At 56.8% G+C, this 16,332-nt stretch carries 13 protein-coding genes and 1 pseudogene; 9 read left to right on the forward strand and 5 right to left on the reverse strand.

Annotated features, from left to right (window positions below; all coding sequences use genetic code 11):
* Position 1: 1 nt before the first annotated feature.
* From sapD to fabI, 3 genes are all read left to right on the forward strand, one after another.
* Positions 2-994, forward strand: coding sequence for a putrescine export ABC transporter ATP-binding protein SapD (gene sapD / locus LF929_RS12200; protein ID WP_038904040.1), 993 nt, complete (start codon positions 2-4; stop codon positions 992-994).
* Complete coding sequence (sapF, locus tag LF929_RS12205; protein WP_038907683.1) at positions 994-1,809, forward strand: putrescine export ABC transporter ATP-binding protein SapF; 816 nt, start codon at positions 994-996, stop codon at positions 1,807-1,809. Before sapD ends, sapF begins: the two co-directional genes overlap by 1 nt.
* Before the next feature lie 195 nt (positions 1,810-2,004).
* A complete protein-coding gene (gene fabI / locus LF929_RS12210) occupies positions 2,005-2,796 on the forward strand; it encodes an enoyl-ACP reductase FabI (protein ID WP_012884394.1) in 792 nt (263 codons plus the stop codon).
* A gap of 139 nt (positions 2,797-2,935) precedes the next feature.
* Here fabI and LF929_RS12215 read toward each other — a convergent pair whose 3' ends face one another.
* Entirely contained in the window at positions 2,936-3,847 is a 912-nt protein-coding gene (locus LF929_RS12215; RefSeq protein ID WP_226093177.1) for a LysR family transcriptional regulator, read from the reverse strand.
* Positions 3,848-4,051: 204 nt separating this feature from the next.
* Between LF929_RS12215 and LF929_RS12220 the strand changes: the two genes are divergently transcribed.
* From LF929_RS12220 to LF929_RS12240, 5 genes and pseudogenes are all read left to right on the forward strand, one after another.
* Complete coding sequence (locus tag LF929_RS12220) at positions 4,052-6,361, forward strand: FdhF/YdeP family oxidoreductase (RefSeq protein WP_210177209.1); 2,310 nt, start codon at positions 4,052-4,054, stop codon at positions 6,359-6,361.
* Positions 6,362-6,462: 101 nt separating this feature from the next.
* Positions 6,463-6,624: pseudogene (locus LF929_RS12225) on the forward strand (DUF2335 domain-containing protein); the annotation flags it as partial.
* 140 nt (positions 6,625-6,764) lie between these two features.
* A complete protein-coding gene (locus tag LF929_RS12230; protein WP_226093178.1) occupies positions 6,765-8,696 on the forward strand; it encodes an exoribonuclease II in 1,932 nt (643 codons plus the stop codon).
* A gap of 101 nt (positions 8,697-8,797) precedes the next feature.
* A complete protein-coding gene (locus tag LF929_RS12235) occupies positions 8,798-9,718 on the forward strand; it encodes an aldo/keto reductase family oxidoreductase (RefSeq protein ID WP_226093179.1) in 921 nt (306 codons plus the stop codon).
* 355 nt (positions 9,719-10,073) lie between these two features.
* A complete protein-coding gene (locus LF929_RS12240) occupies positions 10,074-12,140 on the forward strand; it encodes a carbon starvation CstA family protein (protein ID WP_038904032.1) in 2,067 nt (688 codons plus the stop codon).
* Positions 12,141-12,267: 127 nt separating this feature from the next.
* On the opposite strand, the gene kdgT is transcribed toward LF929_RS12240, so the two are convergent.
* Both kdgT and araD read right to left on the reverse strand, forming a co-directional pair.
* Complete coding sequence (gene kdgT / locus LF929_RS12245; protein WP_038904031.1) at positions 12,268-13,284, reverse strand: 2-keto-3-deoxygluconate transporter; 1,017 nt, start codon at positions 13,282-13,284, stop codon at positions 12,268-12,270.
* A 430-nt stretch (positions 13,285-13,714) separates the two neighbouring features.
* Positions 13,715-14,410: an L-ribulose-5-phosphate 4-epimerase gene (araD, locus tag LF929_RS12250; protein WP_038906306.1), complete on the reverse strand. Its 696-nt coding sequence runs from the start codon at positions 14,408-14,410 to the stop codon at positions 13,715-13,717.
* Positions 14,411-14,764: 354 nt separating this feature from the next.
* On the opposite strand from araD, the gene osmB reads away from it, so the two are divergent.
* On the forward strand, positions 14,765-14,980 hold the full coding sequence (gene osmB / locus LF929_RS12255) for an osmotically-inducible lipoprotein OsmB (protein ID WP_016942482.1): 216 nt from the start codon (positions 14,765-14,767) through the stop codon (positions 14,978-14,980).
* Positions 14,981-15,076: 96 nt separating this feature from the next.
* On the opposite strand, the gene yciH is transcribed toward osmB, so the two are convergent.
* Both yciH and pyrF read right to left on the reverse strand, forming a co-directional pair.
* Positions 15,077-15,403: a stress response translation initiation inhibitor YciH gene (yciH, locus tag LF929_RS12260; RefSeq protein ID WP_038904029.1), complete on the reverse strand. Its 327-nt coding sequence runs from the start codon at positions 15,401-15,403 to the stop codon at positions 15,077-15,079.
* Entirely contained in the window at positions 15,403-16,152 is a 750-nt protein-coding gene (pyrF, locus tag LF929_RS12265; RefSeq protein ID WP_226093180.1) for an orotidine-5'-phosphate decarboxylase, read from the reverse strand. The genes yciH and pyrF overlap by 1 nt, the downstream gene beginning before the upstream one ends.
* Positions 16,153-16,332 lie beyond the last annotated feature (180 nt).

The raw sequence follows: 16,332 nt of genomic DNA on the forward strand, positions 1-16,332 counted from the left end.
CATGGCATTACTGGAAATTCGTAATCTGACCATTGAATTCCTCACCCCGGATGGCCCGGTGAAAGCGGTGGATCGCGTCAGCATCAGCCTTAACGAGGGTGAAATTCGCGGGCTGGTGGGGGAATCCGGCTCTGGCAAGAGCCTTATCGCCAAAGCCATCTGCGGCATCAACAAGGAAAACTGGCGTATTACCGCCGATCGTTTCCGTTTCGATGACGTGGATTTGCTCCAGCTCACGCCCCGTCAGCGCCGTAAACTGGTGCGGCACAACATGTCGATGATCTTTCAGGAACCACAATCCTGTCTGGATCCCTCCGCGCGTGTCGGTCGCCAGTTGATTCAATCCATTCCTGGCTGGACGTACAAAGGCCGCTGGTGGCAGCGCGTCAACTGGCGCAAACGCCGGGCCATCGAATTGCTGCACCGCGTCGGCATCAAAGACCATAAAGACATTATGCGCAGCTACCCCTATGAACTGACCGAGGGGGAGTGCCAGAAGGTGATGATCGCCATAGCACTGGCCAACCAGCCCAGATTGCTGATTGCCGATGAGCCAACCAACGCGATGGAAGCCACGACACAGGCGCAGATTTTCCGCCTGCTTTCCCGGCTTAACCAGAACAACAACACCACCATTTTGTTAATCAGTCACGATTTGCAGACCATGAGCAAATGGGCGGATCGTATCAACGTGTTGTACTGCGGCCAGACAGTGGAAAGCGCGGTCAGCGATGAATTGATCAGCGCACCGCACCACCCTTACACCCAGGCATTGATCCGCGCCATGCCGGACTTCGGCTGTTCATTGCCACACAAGAGCCGCCTGAATGCGCTGCCGGGGGCGATTCCGGCGCTGGCGCACCTGCCCGTCGGCTGTCGGCTGGGGCCGCGTTGTCCCTATTCGCAAAAACGCTGTATGACCGCACCACCGCTCGTTCCGGTGAAAACCCATTGGTACGCCTGCCACTTCCCGCTCAATATGGAGGAATCCTGATGGTGGAAACCCTGCTGGAAGCCCGTAATCTCACCAAAACCTTCCGCTACCGTACCGGCTGGTTCCGACGTCAGCACGTTGAGGCGGTGAAATCGGTGAGTTTTACGCTGCGTGAGCGGCAAACGCTGGCGATCATCGGCGAGAACGGGTCGGGCAAGTCCACGCTGGCCAAGATGCTGAGCGGCGTGATCCCACCCACCTCCGGCGAGCTGGTCATTGACGATCATCCGCTGCAGTACGGTGACTATCTCTACCGCAGCCAGCGTATTCGCATGATCTTTCAGGATTCAGCTAACTCACTCAACCCACGCCAGCGGATTGGTCAGCTACTGGAGTTGCCGCTGCGGCTCAATACCAACCTGACGCCGCAAGAGCGCGAAAAAGCCATTAATCTGGCGTTGCGTCAGGTTGGCCTGCGTGCCGACCACGCCACCTACTACCCGCACGCACTGGCACCGGGTCAGAAACAGCGTATCGGGCTGGCGCGGGCGTTGATTCTGCAACCCAAGGTGATCGTGGCCGACGAAGTGCTGGCGTCACTGGATATGTCGGTACGCTCCCAGATAATCAACCTGATGCTGGAGCTACAGGAAAAACACGGCATCTCCTATATCTACGTCACCCAGCATCTGGGCATGATGAAGCACATCAGCGACCAGATTCTGGTGATGCAGGCGGGCGAAGTGGTCGAGCGTGGCAGCACCGCCGATGTGCTGGCATCGCCGTTACACGACCTGACCAAGCGCTTGATCGCCAGTCACTTTGGTGAGGCACTGAGCGCCGACGCCTGGCGACAGGACAGTCACCGCCCGTAAAAATCTGTGCTGAAATAGACGACGTCGCCGGGTAAGCCGTATCGATGGGGTGAAAGCCTCTCCAGCCTCCAGTGGTTGGAGTACCCCTTGGGGCACCATACATGCTAGAATCGCCCAGTTTATTCACATCGATCATGGTAAATAATTATTTTTATTAACGATGATCGCAGTAACAATGATCACAAGGATACTGCCATGGGTTTTCTTAACGGTAAGCGCATTCTGGTAACGGGCGTTGCCAGCAACCGCTCCATCGCATACGGTATCGCACAGGCAATGCATCGTGAAGGTGCAGAACTGGCGTTCACCTACCAGAATGACAAGCTGAAGCCGCGTGTGGATGAGTTTGCCAAAGAGTTTGGTTCGAGCATCGTGTTACCCTGTGATGTGGCAGAAGATGCCAGCATTGAGGCACTGTTCACTGAACTGGCGAAAGTGTGGCCGAACTTTGATGGCTTCGTGCACTCCATCGCTTACGCGCCGGGCGACCAGTTGGATGGCGACTATGTCAACGCCGTTACCCGCGAAGGCTTCTCCATCGCTCACGACATCAGCGCCTACAGCTTTGTAGCAATGGCGAAAGCCTGCCGCAGCATGCTGAACCCGAACTCTGGCCTGATCACCCTGTCCTACCTGGGTGCTGAGCGCGCCATCCCGAACTATAACGTCATGGGTCTGGCTAAAGCCTCTCTGGAAGCTAACGTACGCTATATGGCTAACGCCATGGGCGCGCAAGGTGTTCGCGTCAACGCCATTTCTGCAGGCCCGATCCGTACGCTGGCTGCTTCCGGCATCAAGAACTTCAAGAAGATGCTGTCTCACTGCGAAGCCGTCACGCCGATCCGCCGCGTGGTCACCATTGAAGACGTGGGCAACGCTGCCGCGTTCATGTGTTCTGACCTGGCAGCCGGTATCTCCGGTGAAATCCTGCACGTTGACGGCGGCTTCAACATCGCCGCGATGAACGAGCTGGAACTGGGCGAATAATCACGCCACCTGTGCCGGATTCCGGTCTGGCACAGGGTTCCCTCCCATTCTATCTCGTTCGCCATCCTCTCTGTTATTGCCCCGCTTGTAGTTTTATTATCTCGATTATGGCTATTGCCTTGCCGCCCGTTCTCGCATCTTATTGCGGCGGTGAATGCTCGCCCAGCCAGTGCTGCGCGGCGTCAAAGAAATGTTGTGCCAGCATGGTGGCCCGCCCGGCTTCGGCAATCACCACCGCACCGTGTCGCGACATCGGTGTCAGTGCCAACGGCCGCCAGGCCAGTTCCGGGGTCATCTCCGGCAGCAAACTGCCATTGGGTACAATGCCGCACCCCAGCCCAACGAACACACTTTGCATCAATTGCAGTATCGAGGTGCTTTCCACCCGCACTCGTGGCGTCACCCCGGCTTCCCGGAACTGACCGTCCAGATAGCGACGAAAGTAACGGCTGGGTTCCGCCAGACACAACGGCACGGTCGCCAGTTCCGCTAATGTCAGTGGGCCGTCTCCCTGTAGCGTGGGAAAGTAGCGTGGATGATACAGCAGCGAGGCCCCCTGCTCCGCCAGCGATGAGGCCTGAAAATGTAACTCACGCAGCGTCGTCAGCTCGAAAAAACCGATCCCGACATCCATCGTATGGGCGGTGAGTGCTTCCAGTAACTGATCAGCGCTAAACAGTGCGACCTGATAATCCATCTCCGGGTAGGTACGGCTGACCTCGGCCAGCAAGGCCGGTACTGCCAGGCTGCATTGTGGCACCGCACCGATGCGCAACAACCCGCTGGTACCGCGTGCCAGTGATGCCACCTCCAGCTTCAACCCCTGATACACCGACACCATTTCCCGCGCCCAGGCCAATACCCGCTCGCCTTCGGCGGTAAACCCCTCGAAATTGTTACCCCGATTGATAAGCGACAGCCCCAGCTCCCGCTCCAGGTTCTTCAGTCGCATCGATAACGTCGGCTGGCTGACAAAACTGGCCTCGGCCGCACGGCCGAAATGGCGCTCTTTTTCCAGATTGCACAAGTAGATAAGTTGCTTAATGTCCATCAGATTCTCCAGCATGTCAGGCTGGGGCAGTATACCACCCCCCTCTGGCGCAGCAGAGATGACCACCACGATAAACCCCCTCTATCCCGCTATTACCTCCTTTGATTAGACGCCCTGTGGCACGCCGCCTACACTCTTGATTAGCAAGCAAAGTTTTAAAGATTTTTTTACATACTAAAAACATCATCACCTGCGTAGCGAATCATGAAATTTAAATCTGCCATTAAGCCATACCGCGCCGCTGCTGGCGGTTGGGGCTCACTGGAAGCCACCACCCGCTTTGTACTGGACAGCAAGCAAGCGCTGAAAAATATCCGTAATTTGATGCGAGTCAACAAAAGCAAAGGATTCGACTGCCCCGGCTGTGCCTGGGGAGATGACAACAGCAGTACCTTCAGCTTTTGTGAAAACGGTGCCAAGGCGGTCAGTTGGGAAGCCACCCGCAAAGCTGCCGGGCCGGACTTCTTCGCTGAGCACAGCGTCAGTACACTGCGCCGCCAGAGCGATTATTTTCTCGAATATCAAGGCAGGCTGACTCACCCGCTGCGTTACGACCCGGAGCGCGACCATTACGTGCCGATAAGCTGGGACGATGCCTTCGCGCTTATCGCCAGCCATATCCGCACGCTGGAACACCCCGACCAGATGGAGCTTTATACCTCCGGTCGGGCCAGTAACGAAGCCTCGTACCTGTACCAACTGTTCGGCCGTATGGCGGGCACCAATAATTTCCCCGACTGCTCCAACATGTGCCATGAAGCCAGCGGTACCGGGCTGAAACAGAGCATTGGCGTGGGTAAAGGCACGGTTCGATTAGCGGATTTCGAACACGCCGACGCCATTTTCGTCTTCGGTCAGAATCCCGGTACCAATCACCCCCGTATGCTGCACAGCTTGCGACATGCCGCCGATCGCGGTGCGCATATCGTGGCGTTTAATACCTTGCGCGAACGGGGTCTGGAACGCTTCGCCAACCCGCAAAACCCGCTGGAATTACTGACGCCACTGTCCGGCACCATCAGTGAAACCTACCTGCAACCGCATCTGGGCGGTGACATGGCGGCAGTCCGCGGCATGGTGAAAGCATTGCTGGAAGTCCATCGTCAACGGCTGAACGCGGGAGATGCCGGGCTGTTCGATCAGGGCTTCATTGATAAGCATACCGACGGCGTCAACGCCTATCTGCAACAGGTGGATGCCACCTCGTGGGACAAAATAGTCCAGCAGTCCGGGCTGAGTGAGGCGCAAATCCGCTATGTCGCCGATATTTACCGGCGCTCTGAGCGGGTGATCTGCACCTGGGCGATGGGGGTGACTCAACACCGTCACTCGGTCGCGACGGTACGGGAAATCGTCAACCTGCAACTGTTGTTTGGTCAGCTCGGCAAGCCGGGGGCAGGTTTGTGCCCGGTGCGAGGCCATAGCAATGTGCAGGGTAACCGCACCATGGGGATTGATGAAAAACCCTCTGACGCGATGCTCGACAGTCTGGCACGTCACTTCGGTTTTACCCCGCCGCGCGGCCACGGCCACAATACCGTACAAGCGCTGGAGGCGATGCTGCGTGATGAGGTGCGAGTCTTAATCGCGCTGGGTGGCAATCTGGCCGCCGCCGCACCGGATACCGAGCGCACCGCACAGGCGCTTAGCCGCTGCGAACTGGCGGTGTATATCAGCACCAAACTCAACCGCAGCCACCTGATTACCGCACAGCGTGATACGTTGATTCTGCCGACGCTGGGGCGCACCGAACGGGATGTGCAGGCCAGTGGCCCACAATTCGTCACCGTCGAGGACTCGTTTAGCATGGTGCATGCCTCTGAGGGGATAAGCCCGCCGTTATCGGACCAACAACGCTCGGAAACGGCCATCGTGGCGGGCATTGCCCACGCCGTCCTCGGCAACGCGCACCTCGACTGGCTGGCGCTGGCGGCCGACTATAACCTGATCCGCGATCACATCGCCGCCACCCTGCCGGGTTTTGCTGACTTCAATCAGCGCTGCGCCGAACCGGGGGGATTCTGGCTGGGTAACGCTGCCGCCGACTACCGTTTCAACACCGCCACCGGTAAAGCCGGTTTCAGCGCCGCCGCCTTACCCGACAGCGTGGTGCCGGTATACGGTGATACCCCGGCACCGTTTACCCTGCAAACACTGCGTTCCCACGACCAGTACAACACCACGATTTACGGGTTGGATGACCGTTATCGCGGCGTGTACGGCCAACGTGACGTGCTGTTTATGCACCCGGAGGACATCGCCGCGCTGGGTCTACAAGACGGCGAGCGGGTGGATATCGAAACCCTGTGGCATGACCACATCGAGCGTAAAGTCAGCGGGTTTCGGTTGGTCAGCTATAACATTCCTCGCGGTAATCTGGCGGCGTACTATCCGGAAACCAATCCGCTGGTGCCATTATCCAGCTACGGCGATGGCACCTTCACCCCGACGTCCAAATCCGTGCCGGTACGCATTACCCCCAGTGCCGACACCACGCTGCAACGCATCGCCTGATCCCCCTGGCCGGGTGGGTTCTTTTCACGCCCGGCTTAATCCATCATGCTATCCACAACGGGTGTCATACTGATGCCCGTCAACTGCGACAACAGATTGAGTGGATAGCATTCGCCATTACCATGACTATTCTGGCGATCGCGACTTTTTTTGCCTGGAAAGGCGAAATGGTGTTTGCCGGTACGTTAATCACGCTTGATTTAATCGGGCTGGCGTCGGTATTTGTTATCGGAAGATATCGTCCTTCCAACAACAGCGAATAACTCCCCCACCTATCCCGCGACGCAGTTCAAACACGTCGGCATTGTACAAGCTATTCATTGCAGCAACGCTTGCCGCCAGCGGCCGATTCGCGTAAAACTGTCTGCCGCTAAAGCCACTATTAACCGCAATTCTGGACGCTATGTTTCAAGATAACCCGCTGCTTGCGCAGCTTAAACAGCAACTCCACTCTCAGACGCCACGAGCGGAAGGTATAGTCAAAGCCACCGACAAAGGATTTGGTTTTCTTGAAGCCGACGCGCAGAAGAGCTATTTCATCCCGCCGCCGCACATGAAGAAAGTGATGCACGGCGACCGCATCATCGTCACGCTGCATACCGAAAAAGAGCGCGAAATCGCGGAGCCGGAATCGCTGGTGGAACCGTTTCTGACCCGCTTTGTCGGCCGGGTACAGAAAAAAGATGACCGCTTGTCTATCGTGCCGGACCATCCGTTGCTGAAAGACGCCATTCCCTGCCGCCCGGCGCGTGGCGTCGAGCAGGACTTTAAAGAAGGCGATTGGGCGGTCGCGGAAATGCGCCGTCATCCGTTAAAAGGCGATCGTGGTTTCTTTGCTGACCTGACCCAGTACATTACTACCGGCGATGACCCGCTGGCCCCCTGGTGGGTGACGCTGTCGCGCCATAATCTGGAGCGCGAAGCGCCGAACGCCGACGCGGCCGAACTCGACGACGGTGCGCTTGAGCGTGAAGACCTGACCGGGCTGGACTTTGTCACTATCGACAGCGCCAGCACCGAAGACATGGATGACGCCTTGTACGTGCAGGACAACGGCGACGGTACGCTGGAGATGACGGTGGCTATCGCCGACCCGACCGCTTACGTGCGTGCCGATAGCGAACTGGACAGCATTGCCCGTCAACGTGCGTTTACCAACTATCTGCCCGGCTTCAACATTCCGATGCTGCCGCGCCACTTGTCAGACGACATCTGCTCGCTGCGCCCGAACGAACGCCGTCCGGTGCTGGCCTGCAGCATGACCGTCGCCGCTGATGGCGCACTGAGCCAGATTCGCTTCTTTGCCGCCTGGATTGAATCGCGCGCCAAACTGGTGTACGACGAGGTGTCAGACTGGCTGGAGCAGCGTGGCGACTGGCAGCCGCAGAGCGATAACATCGCCAGCCAAATTCGTCTGTTGCATCGCGTGTGTCAGGCGCGCAGTGCCTGGCGTTCCACCCATGCGCTGGTGTTCCGCGATCGCCCGGATTATCGCTTCCTGTTAGGCGAGAAAGGTGAAGTGCTGGATATCGTTACCGAACCACGTCGTATCGCTAACCGCATCGTGGAAGAAGCGATGATCGCCGCCAACGTCTGCGCGGCACAGGTACTGCGCGATACCGTCGGTTTCGGCATTTACAACGTCCACACCGGCTTCGATCCAGTCAGTATTGATCAGGCGGTTGCCGTGCTGGAGAGCAACGGGATTCATGCTGAGGCTCAGCAACTGCTGACGCTGGAAGGCTTCTGTATCCTGCGTCGTGAACTGGACGCCCAACCGACCCAGTTCCTCGATAGCCGTATCCGTCGTTTCCAGACATTTGCAGAAATCAGCACCGCTCCCGGTCCACACTTTGGCCTGGGTCTGGAGGCTTACGCCACCTGGACGTCACCGATTCGTAAATACGGCGATATGGTTAACCATCGTCTGCTCAAGGCCGTCATCACCCATACCGCGGCAGACAAACCGCAGGATGAGGTCACGCAGCAGTTAGCTGAACGTCGTCGTCTTAACCGTATGGCCGAGCGTGACGTCAGTGACTGGTTGTACGCCCGTTTCCTGAAAGACAAAGCCGGTACCGACACGCGCTTTACCGCCGAGATTATGGATGTCAATCGTGGCGGCTTGCGTGTACGTCTGCTGGAAAACGGCGCTTCCGCCTTCATTCCTGCCTCGTTTATCCACGCGGTACGCGACGAGCTGGTCTGCAGCCAGGAAACCGGCATCGTGATGGTGAAAGGCGAACCCGTCTATCGCCAGAGCGATTCCCTGACGGTGGTATTAACCGAAGTGCGGCTTGAAACGCGCAGCATTATCGCCAAACCCGCCGCCTAATCCGCGTCCGTATAACGCCACCCCACCGGGTGGCGTTTTTTTATCGCCGGGAGCATGCCGCCCGCCCCTGTAACAGAGAGCAACATAACGGAGAGGTGAACATGAAAAGAATCACACTGGGAACAAGCAGCCTGTCAGTACCGAATATTGCGCTGGGTTGTATGCGGCTGGCGGGCAAGACACAGCAGGAAGCTGCCACGGTGTTGCAAACGGCGCTTGATGCCGGTATCGATTTCTTTGACCACGCCGATATCTACGGCGGTGGCCGTTCCGAGGAGATGTTTGCCGCCGCGGCGCGTCAGGCGGGCATCACCCGAGATCAGGTACTGCTGCAAAGCAAATGCGGTATCCGCCCCGGCTTTTTCGATTTCTCCAAAGCGCACATTATTGCGTCGGTCGAAGGTAGCCTGAAACGCCTGAACACGGATTACCTCGATACCCTGCTGCTACACCGCCCGGATACACTGTGCGAGCCGGATGAAGTCGCCGCCGCCTTTGAGGCGTTAGAAACCAGCGGTAAGGTGCGCTATTTTGGCGTCAGTAATCAGCACCCGTTGCAGGTCGAATTACTGAAAAGTGCGGTACGCCAGCCACTGCTGACTAACCAGTTGCAGTTGAGCATTATGCACACGCCAATGATTGACGCGGGTTTAAACGTCAATATGGCCCATGCGCCGTCGTCACTGCACCACGATGGCATGGTGTTGGAATACAGTCGTTTGCAGAAGATGACCATTCAGGCCTGGTCGCCCTTCCAGTACGGCTTCTTTGACGGTGTATTCGTGGATAACGATAAATTCCCGCAGCTTAATGCCACGCTGACGCATATCGCCAGCGAGCACGGCGTATCCACCACCGCGCTTGCGGCGGCCTGGATCCTGCGTCACCCGGCCAGCATGCAGGTGATTGTCGGCAGCATGGACCCACAACGTCTGCAAGACATCGCCACCGCCTCTGAACTGCACATCAGCCGCGAAGAATGGTATGAAATTTACCGTGCGGCTGGTAACAAGCTGCCCTGACCTGCCTTTACCGCACATTTACTGTATTTTTACCGTGCCTTGCCCGGCTCTCGCCGGGCTTACCGCACCGGACCATTCCCCTCATCGCCCCGTTTCTCTCTGTTTGAAAATACAGACAACTGCTTTATTCGTAACAAAAATATATCTTTGCTCACATTTTTATCTTGTTATGACCACGCTGATTAATCGCTGCACTATGGTTATTTATTGATATCACAATATTTCCTGCTATCCCGCTGTGGATACGATTCGAGTATTGCGGGTGTCTTGCCGTATTCGTTACGCCAAGAGGTACTTTGACAGGGTGCCAGGATTATCGACGACCGGGAATCATAACCAGTCAGGAGTCAGTGAGATGAAAACGATCAAGAGCGTGTCTATCTGGATAGCTGTTGCTATAGCCGGCGCCGTGGCGTTTGCCATGCTGGCGCTGAGTCAGGGAGAGCATGTGAGCGCCGTCTGGCTGGTCATCGCCGCCGTCGCGTGCTACAGCATTGCCTACCGTTTTTATAGCTTGTTTATTGCGCGTCGGGTGTTTGAACTGGATGACCGCCGTTTAACCCCGGCGGAACGTCACAACGATGGTCTGGATTACGTTCCCACCAACAAGTGGGTGTTATTCGGCCACCATTTTGCCGCCATCGCCGGTGCTGGCCCATTAGTGGGGCCGATTCTGGCGGCGCAAATGGGTTTTCTGCCGGGTACCCTGTGGATCTTGATCGGCGTGATGCTGGCAGGTGCCGTGCAGGACTTTCTGGTGCTGTTCATCTCCACGCGTCGTGATGGTCGCTCATTAGGCGAGATGGCGCGTCAGGAATTAGGGTCGTTCGCCGGGGTCGTCACCATGCTGGGCGCACTGGGCGTGATGATCATCATCCTGTCAGCGCTGGCGCTGGTGGTGGTAAAAGCGTTGACCAACAGCCCGTGGGGGGTATTCACCATTGCGGCCACCATCCCGATTGCGCTGTTTATGGGGGTCTACATGCGCTTTCTGCGACCGGGCAAGATTGCCGAGGTGTCGCTGATAGGCTTTGTGCTGATGATGATGGCGATTGTCTACGGTGGTGACATTGCCGCCCATCCTTACTGGGGACCGTTTTTTACCCTGAAAGGCACCACCCTGACCTGGGTGCTGGTGATTTACGGATTCATTGCCTCGGTACTGCCGGTCTGGCTGTTGCTGGCACCGCGCGATTACCTGTCCACCTTCCTGAAAATCGGCGTGATCGTCGGGCTGGCGATCGGCATCCTGTTTGCCATGCCTGAACTGAAAATGCCTGCGGTTTCACGCTTTATTGACGGCAGTGGGCCGGTGTTCTCAGGCAGCCTGTTCCCGTTCCTGTTTATTACCATCGCCTGCGGTGCTATCTCCGGCTTCCACGCCCTGGTATCCAGCGGTACCACGCCCAAGCTGGTTGAGCGCGAAAGTCACATCCGTTTCATCGGTTATGGCGCGATGCTGATGGAGTCTTTCGTCGCCATCATGGCGCTGATTTGCGCCTCGGTGATCGACCCCGGTGTCTATTTCGCCATGAATGCGCCCGCTGCGCTGATCGGCACCACGGTAGAAACTGCCGCGCAGGTGATCAGTGGCTGGGGCTTTGTCATCACACCAACTGATCTTAGCAGCATCGCCAAGGACGTCGGTGAAGCCTCGATTCTCTCGCGTGCTGGTGGTGCGCCGACCTTTGCCGTTGGCATGGCGCACATCATTACCGACATTTTCAATAGCCGGGCCATGATGGCCTTCTGGTATCACTTCGCCATTCTGTTCGAAGCATTGTTTATTCTTACCGCCGTTGACGCCGGTACCCGTGCCTGCCGCTTCATGGTGCAGGATCTGGCGGGGTTGGTGGTGCCGGGGATGGGGAAAAGTCACTCCTGGCTGGGCAACATGGCGGGTACCACCGTGGCGGTGGCGGGCTGGGGCTTCTTCGTCTATCAGGGGGTGATCGACCCGTTGGGCGGTATCAACACCTTGTGGCCGCTGTTTGGTATTGGTAACCAGATGCTGGCCTCAATGGCGCTGATCCTCGGCACGGTCGTGCTGTTCAAGATGAAAAAACAGCGTTACGCCTGGGTGACGATACTGCCTACCGCCTGGCTGTTTATCACCTCGATGACCGCAGGCTGGCAGAAGATTTTCCACGAAAAACCCAGTATCGGTTTTCTGGCGCAGGCTAAACGCTTCTCGACAGGTATTGAATCCGGCACCCTGATAGCACCGGCCAAGAACATGCAGGATATGGCAACCATCGTGTTTAGCAACCAGATCAACGCCATCCTGTGCGGCTTCTTTATGCTGGTGGCGGTCACCATGCTGGTCGCTGCGTTCTTCGCTATCCGCCGTGCATTACACAGTCACAGTCCCACCACACACGAAACCAGCGCCGCCTGGCGACAGGAGGCGCATAACAATTGATCCCTTTCGGGGAGTTAATCCCTTTCGGGGAATTGATCCCTTTCGGGTGTCATGTCACACCGCTCACGCCCCCTTGCCAGAGGGCGTGAGCGCTATTTTAGTGGTGTGCTGCTTAGTGGTGTACGGCTTAGTGATGTGCAGCCTGTTGCGATTGTTCTTGCTCCGGCGTTCCCTCTTCTTGTGCGACGGTGCCATCGCCACCTTTGACATGTTTTGACCACATCGCGGTGATGATCGGTACCAGAACCGACGTCACAATCACCGATGTCGCCACCAGTGTCGTAGCCGCCGGTGCCACCGGTTTAAACGCCGGAACCATTTCCGCAATCAGCACCGGTGTCGCCACTGCTGCCCCTGCCGAACTGGACGCGGCAATCCCCGCGGTACCGTCACCGCCGCCCAGCAACTTGTCCGCCACCATCAACGGGATACCGGTAATGATGATCACCGCGACACCTAACATAACGCCCAGGAACCCGGTCTGACCGATAACGTTCAAATCAATGGTATTGCCCAGCGCGAAAGCAAAAAAAGGAATGAGCGTCTGCACCGAACGGCTGAAAAACTCACGTAATTCCGGATCCAGATTCCCCAGTACAAACCCCACCAGAAACGGCAACACCGCACCGACAAAGACATGCGGTTCAAACGAGGCGATACCAGCGGTACCGAGGATCACCATCGTCATCAATGGGCCTGACTCCAGCGACATCAGCACGAACGCGCCGGATTCTTCTTTGGTGCCATATTGCTGCATGATGGACGCATACAACCCGCCATTGGTCATGTCCATCGCCGCCACCAGCGCCAGTGTGGACAACCCGGCAAAAAAGCCAGCTTCCACCCCATGCTCCGGCAGCAGACGTGACGCGAGGGCTGCCACCACCCAGGCTACCGCAATTTTCGTCACCACCAACGTGCCAGATTTACGCAATACCGTTGCGGTGGCACTCAGCCGAATCGATGCCCCCATGCAGAAAAACCACACCGCCAGAATCGGCACCGTGCCGCTGATCAAACCGTTGGTAAACGACCCGAAATACTTGCCAGCACCCGGCGCAAAGGTATGACACAACGCGCCAAGAAATAGCGGCACCAGCATCATGCCACCCGGAATCTTTTCAATAGAACGTTTGATATGCATAGGATTCATTGCCTGAAAAAGGGACAGAAACCATGAGCAATACAGACGCCGCCAGCATGACCCGCACCTACCGCCTATGATTGTGCATTCATGACGTGATGCCGCCTGTTCAGCCCACCCGAAGAAGGGCCACGTCACATCCCTGTACGACATCGCCCCCTTGCCGATGAAGAAAAATCGGCAATGAAGACGAATCGACGCTAAAAAAACAGCCGGGAGAGCACTGACCCCATACTTCTCAGTGCTGAAGGTAGTCGTTTAATGATGAGAGAAAAGTGATCATTGGCAAGCAAATGAAACGATGTTTCTTTTTTTAAGATCTGCCATTTTGTTTATTTCGCAATGGAGAGAATGATACCTATCCCTCCATTGCGTGAGGTAAAGCACGTATGACGGGCAACCAGCGCGTGACGGCTGGCTCCCTGGTGAATCACTGCCCGTAGTAGGCGTTCTTACCGTGTTTACGCAGATAATGCTTATCCAACAACGTGGATTGCATCGGTTCCAATGTTGGGGTCAGTTGGCGCGAGAAAATCCCCATGTAAGCGATTTCTTCCAGCACCACGGCATTGTGCACCGCGTTATGCGCATCGGTTCCCCAGGCAAACGGGCCATGGGCATTGACCAGCACCGCCGGAATATCTTGTGGTGACAGGCCGCGTTCACGAAATGTCTCGACAATGACCTGCCCGGTTTCCCACTCATAACGCCCGTTGATTTCCGCCTCGGTCATCAATCGGGTGCAGGGAATCGGCCCATAGAAATAATCGGCGTGGGTGGTCCCCCACGGCGGTAAATCCTTACCCGCCTGTGACCAGATAGTGGCATGGCGTGAGTGTGTATGGACAATTCCGCCCAACGATGAGAAAGCCAGATATAACACGCGGTGGGTATCGGTGTCAGACGAGGGCTTACGCTGCCCTTCCACTACCCGGCCGCTTTCCAGTTCAACGACGACCATGTCTTGCGCGGTCATCACGTCGTACTCAACCCCTGAGGGTTTGATCACCATCAGACCGCGCTCACGATCCACCGCGCTCACGTTTCCCCAGGTGAAGGTCACCAGTTGATGCCGGGGTAAAGCCAGATTAGCTTCAAGCACCTGAATTTTAAGTTCTTCCAACATCATCCGCCCTCCTGTGTGGTTTGCCCTATTCTCACGTTGGGCTACCGGCACAGGTATGGGCTGAATGGCTGAAAAACGGGCTGTGTTCTGCTGGGACGACAGGAAAGGGATCACACCGACACCGAAGGCGTGCCTGAAAGCGGGTCGTATTGTCGCCATCGCCGCCAGCCTACTGTGAATTAAGAGTTTTTCACCTGTTACGCCCCCTGCCGATAATTATACTGGCAGCCAGATAGACACAGCACGTCACGGCAAGTCATCGCGCACTGTCATAACGCCCCTTGCCACGACAATAACATTGTTCATGGCCGTGATAACCCGCTGCCGTGACAGGTGAACAACCGGAGAAGAACCATGCAAATCAATAAAAAATTCACAACCGCCGTTCTGGCTATGGTGATCGTCAGTACACTGGCAGGCTGTGCCGGTATGAATAAACGGCAACGGAATACCGCCATCGGTGCGGGGATTGGCGCACTCGGCGGCGCGGTATTGACCAACGGCAGCGCCCTCGGCACGGTTGGCGGCGCGGCGGTAGGTGGCATCATCGGTCACCAGACGACGCGATAACCACCCCGCAAAACAAACAGGCTCCCAAGGGAGCCTGTTTGTTTTTATACGGCTATGTTCATGCTGTTATCAATGCCTGTCATGGCACAGAGAAGGTTAGCCTCCAGCCAGCTTGACCTTCATCCCTTTGGCTTCCAGCAACTGCTTGAGTTGATCGCGTTTGTCGCCCTGAATTTCGATCACCCCGTCTTTAACCGCACCGCCACAACCGCACTTCTTTTTCAGCTCGGCGGCCAGTACGTCCAGCGCCGTGTCATCCAGATCGATACCGGTAATCAGGCAAACGCCCTTACCTTTGCGACCACTGGTCTGGCGTTGAATGCGCACAATGCCGTCGCCTTTCGGACGGGCCGCTTTCTGCTCGGGTTCATCAATACGCCCGGTTTCGGTGGAATACACCAGTCGGCTGTTATCGTCGCGCATTATTTCTCTCCCAGCGAAGCCAAAATCGTTTTCAGGGTCAGAGCCGGATCAGCAGACTGGGTAATAGGGCGGCCAATCACCATGTAATCCACACCGGCATGTTGTGCCTGCTGCGGCGTCATAATCCGACGCTGATCGCCAGCATCGCTGCCCGCCGGGCGAATACCTGGGGTCACCAGCCGGAAATCCGCACCGCACACCTGCTTGAGCCGCACGGCTTCATGGGCAGAACACACCACCCCATCCAGACCGCACTGCTGGGTCAACCGCGCCAGTTTTTCTGCCTGCTCGGCCGGAGAGAGCGTAATCCCCAGTCCCTGCAAGTCTGCGTCATCCATGCTGGTCAGTACCGTCACGGCTATCAGTAACGGCGCGTCACTACCAAACGGCACCAGCGCCTCACGGGCAGCCGTCATCATGCGAGCCCCGCCGCTGGCGTGGACATTCACCATCCATACCCCCAACTCTGCCGCAGCGGCTACAGCTCTGGCTGTGGTATTGGGAATATCGTGAAACTTGAGATCGAGAAACACCTCAAAACCACGCTGTTGCAAATCCTTGACCATCTGCGGCCCGAACAGCGTGAACATCTCTTTGCCGACCTTCAGCCGACAGTCACGTGGATCGATACGGTCGACAAACGCATAGGCGGCATGTTGATCGGCGTAATCCAGCGCCACAATGATCGGCGAGCCTGAAGCCGTGATATGCGAAGGCGTCGTATTCGAAGAGATGATTGGGCTGTTCACTGGTATGCTCCCGTCGTTAAGCGTGAGTGAGTTAATCATTTTATGGCGCGCATTCTACCCGCCCCTGCTCCTAAATGCCAAACCGCGCCGATGCTTAACCCAGCGTAGCACTTACAGCGCCTTCAGTATGTTGTAACTAAGAAGCGTAATACAGGAGGAAGGAAATGACGGCATAACGTG

The organism is Dickeya oryzae, assembly GCF_020406815.2.
Taxonomy (GTDB): Bacteria; Pseudomonadota; Gammaproteobacteria; order Enterobacterales; family Enterobacteriaceae; genus Dickeya; species Dickeya oryzae.

Excerpts from the sequence above, each read along its gene's own strand:
- sapD (WP_038904040.1), top strand. The coding sequence starts at position 2 with ATGGCATTACTGGAAATTCGTAATCTGACCATTGAATTCCTCACCCCG.
- sapF (WP_038907683.1), top strand. The coding sequence starts at position 994 with ATGGTGGAAACCCTGCTGGAAGCCCGTAATCTCACCAAAACCTTCCGC.
- fabI (WP_012884394.1), top strand. The coding sequence starts at position 2,005 with ATGGGTTTTCTTAACGGTAAGCGCATTCTGGTAACGGGCGTTGCCAGC.
- LF929_RS12215 (WP_226093177.1), bottom strand. The coding sequence starts at position 3,847 with ATGGACATTAAGCAACTTATCTACTTGTGCAATCTGGAAAAAGAGCGC.
- LF929_RS12220 (WP_210177209.1), top strand. The coding sequence starts at position 4,052 with ATGAAATTTAAATCTGCCATTAAGCCATACCGCGCCGCTGCTGGCGGT.
- LF929_RS12230 (WP_226093178.1), top strand. The coding sequence starts at position 6,765 with ATGTTTCAAGATAACCCGCTGCTTGCGCAGCTTAAACAGCAACTCCAC.
- LF929_RS12235 (WP_226093179.1), top strand. The coding sequence starts at position 8,798 with ATGAAAAGAATCACACTGGGAACAAGCAGCCTGTCAGTACCGAATATT.
- LF929_RS12240 (WP_038904032.1), top strand. The coding sequence starts at position 10,074 with ATGAAAACGATCAAGAGCGTGTCTATCTGGATAGCTGTTGCTATAGCC.
- kdgT (WP_038904031.1), bottom strand. The coding sequence starts at position 13,284 with ATGCATATCAAACGTTCTATTGAAAAGATTCCGGGTGGCATGATGCTG.
- araD (WP_038906306.1), bottom strand. The coding sequence starts at position 14,410 with ATGTTGGAAGAACTTAAAATTCAGGTGCTTGAAGCTAATCTGGCTTTA.
- osmB (WP_016942482.1), top strand. The coding sequence starts at position 14,765 with ATGCAAATCAATAAAAAATTCACAACCGCCGTTCTGGCTATGGTGATC.
- yciH (WP_038904029.1), bottom strand. The coding sequence starts at position 15,403 with ATGCGCGACGATAACAGCCGACTGGTGTATTCCACCGAAACCGGGCGT.